This window comes from Streptomyces sp. NPDC002088 (assembly GCF_040296605.1).
Taxonomy (GTDB): domain Bacteria; phylum Actinomycetota; class Actinomycetes; order Streptomycetales; family Streptomycetaceae; genus Streptomyces.
This window is the reverse complement of the sequence record NZ_JBEOXO010000100.1, coordinates 1-2,342: the sequence shown is the minus strand read 5'-3', so window position 1 is coordinate 2,342 and position 2,342 is coordinate 1. Positions and strand designations below refer to the sequence as shown.

At 66.8% G+C, this 2,342-nt stretch carries 2 protein-coding genes; both read right to left on the bottom strand.

All coding sequences use genetic code 11. From position 1 onward, the window contains the following. Positions 1 to 692 precede the first annotated feature (692 nt). A complete protein-coding gene (locus tag ABT114_RS50255) occupies positions 693 to 1,130 on the bottom strand; it encodes a tautomerase family protein (RefSeq protein ID WP_351154053.1) in 438 nt (145 codons plus the stop codon). Positions 1,131 to 1,192: 62 nt separating this feature from the next. Beyond that, positions 1,193 to 2,059, bottom strand: coding sequence for an NmrA family NAD(P)-binding protein (locus ABT114_RS50250; protein WP_351154050.1), 867 nt, complete (start codon positions 2,057 to 2,059; stop codon positions 1,193 to 1,195). Positions 2,060 to 2,342: the final 283 nt, after the last annotated feature.

The window sequence follows — 2,342 nt, the reverse complement described above, 5'->3', positions numbered from 1 at the left end:
GTGAGGCGCACAGCGCCTCACGCGCTGCCCCCGGCCACCGTGAAGGGAGCACGTCAACGTGAAGTGCATCTACTAAAAGAGTCCGACGGGCGTTCGGGCCGCTAACGACCGGCCAGGCTGCTGGGGTCGTGGCTTCCGGGCCGGTTGCTGTTGGCGACTGGTTGTTCCAGACGAGCGCCGGCGTGGGAGCGGGCAGGTACGGGGTGATATTGCGCCAGGCGCACTCCATGTACTCCTCTTTCTCGCCGACCGGGGCGACATAGTGCAGCGCGCCGTCAGCGGCCTCCTTGCCCTCCAGACGGGCGATGATCCAGGCGGCGAGGTAGTGCGAGGCCAGGAGGCGCCGGCGGCAGCATCGACGGTGGCCTCGGCGCCTCGAACGGCAATCCGCACATCGCGTAACACCGCGACGTGCGAGGCCGATCGCCGCAGTCGTCGGCGCAGGCCCGGGCAGGGCTGAACCAATGTCCTGGGCGAAGGTGAGCATGTAGTCGCCGATGAGGCGTGGCAGGCGCGTGCTGGCGATCGAGGACGCGCTGTTTGCGGGAATCGGTGTGTGAGTTGAGCGAGTGACGGAGTCGTTCGGGCAGCTCGTGGTGGGAGCGGCTCAGCGTCTGCCCTTCGGTCCGGTGTGCGGAGCGTCCCTGCTGCCGCAGTACGGGACCGGAGCTGTTCCGTCTCAATGATCCGATTCAGCTGAGCTCTTCCAGAGCGCTGGTGTAGTCGCGTAGCCAGTCGGTATGGCCGCCGATGCCCCAGTCGTCGCGGTCGAGTTCGTTGATCGTCGCCCAGACTCGACGAAGGTTCTCGGGAGTGCGCTCGCTGTTCTCGATCCGCATGATGATCTCGGTGAAATCGCGGATGATGCCCTGCTTGCCCAGGACGTCGAGGCGTCCACTCAGGATGCGCACCTCGATGAAGTAGAACGGCTTCTCGTGATCCGGGCTGCCGCCGATATAGTCGGCGTCGGCTGCGACCTCGTAGACCCAGCCCTTCATAATCTTGCGAGCCGCGGGCGTCTCGGGCACCTTTTCCCAGAACATGAGCGCGTCTGTCAGGCGGGCCATGGTCTCGTGGCGCTGCTCGGTGGTGAGTGCGCCTTCTCGCACGGTCATGTTGATGAAGGGCATGACAGCCTCCTTAGACGTCGTGCAGAGCCTTCAGCAGGCCCTGGTTGCGTCAGCGCCGCACGCTACTTTGTGAATTGGGTGGCGTTCTCGGTGAGGAACTCCTCGACGGTCCGCGGCTCGCGGCCGAGCAGTTCCTTCAAGGTGGTGGTGGCCGCCTGGAGCGCTCCGGCTTCGGCGGCGGTGTCCAGGCTGACGAACAGTTCCGTGTACCACTTCGCGAGCCCGGCGCCGAGTAGTGCCGAGCGACGCTCGTCCGCCGACACTGGGACGTAGCGGATCTCGCGGCCGAGGATCTTGCTCAGTAGCGCCGCCGCCTCGGGGAAGGTGTACGCGTCGGGGCCCGACCACTCGTGCGTCCTGCCGTGCAGCGAGGGGTCGCGGAGCACCAGGGCGGCCGCCTCAGAGACGTCGCGGATGTCGATGTAGGCCACCCGGCCGGTGGGCGCCGCGCCGGCCCAGCTGTTGTGAGCCGCCACCGATTCGGCCGCGTAGAGAAGGTTGTTGGTGAAGCTGACCGGGCGCAGCAGCGTGTGGGATAGTCCCGAAGCGGCGAGGTGGTCCTCGATCTCGGCGTGCTGCCGTCCCGGGAGCAAGGCCGAGTCGTGGCTGGTGGCGATGCTCGACAGCTTGACCACGTGCGGACGGTCGGCCTTGGCCGCGGCGTCGATGATTGCCTTCTCCAGACGCACCTGGTCAGGGTTGCCGCCGATGGTGAGGAAGGTGACGTCAACGCCGTTGAAAGCCTTGGCGAGAACGGCACCGTCGTCGAAGGCACCGTCGACGATCTCAATGCCGTCGAGGTCCGAGAAGGCCGACTGGGCCTTCTCGCGGTTACGGACGAGAACGCGGACGTCTTCGCCAGCGGCCCGGAGGTGCCGCACGACACCCGAACTGGTCCTGCCGGTCGCAGCGGTAACGAGAAAAGGCACGGGATTCACCTGTCCGAGAGGAAAAGGGAACGGTCGGCACGGCGCCGCCGTTGCGGTATCAGATTTGCGCTCTGCGAGAGGCGCGAAACCTGGTTCCGGCTGGTCGACCCCGGCGGCCAGGACCCCCCTCCCGAGTGGCATTCCGGTTGGCTCCCGTGAGATCACCTTGGTCTTCTCGCCACGCGCTGACCTCTCAGTTGGAGGTCTCGGCCCGCTCGAGATCCGGGGCAGGTGCGGCGCCCCCGGATCGGGCCTTCCGCGGCGACACCATGAGGCCGACCAC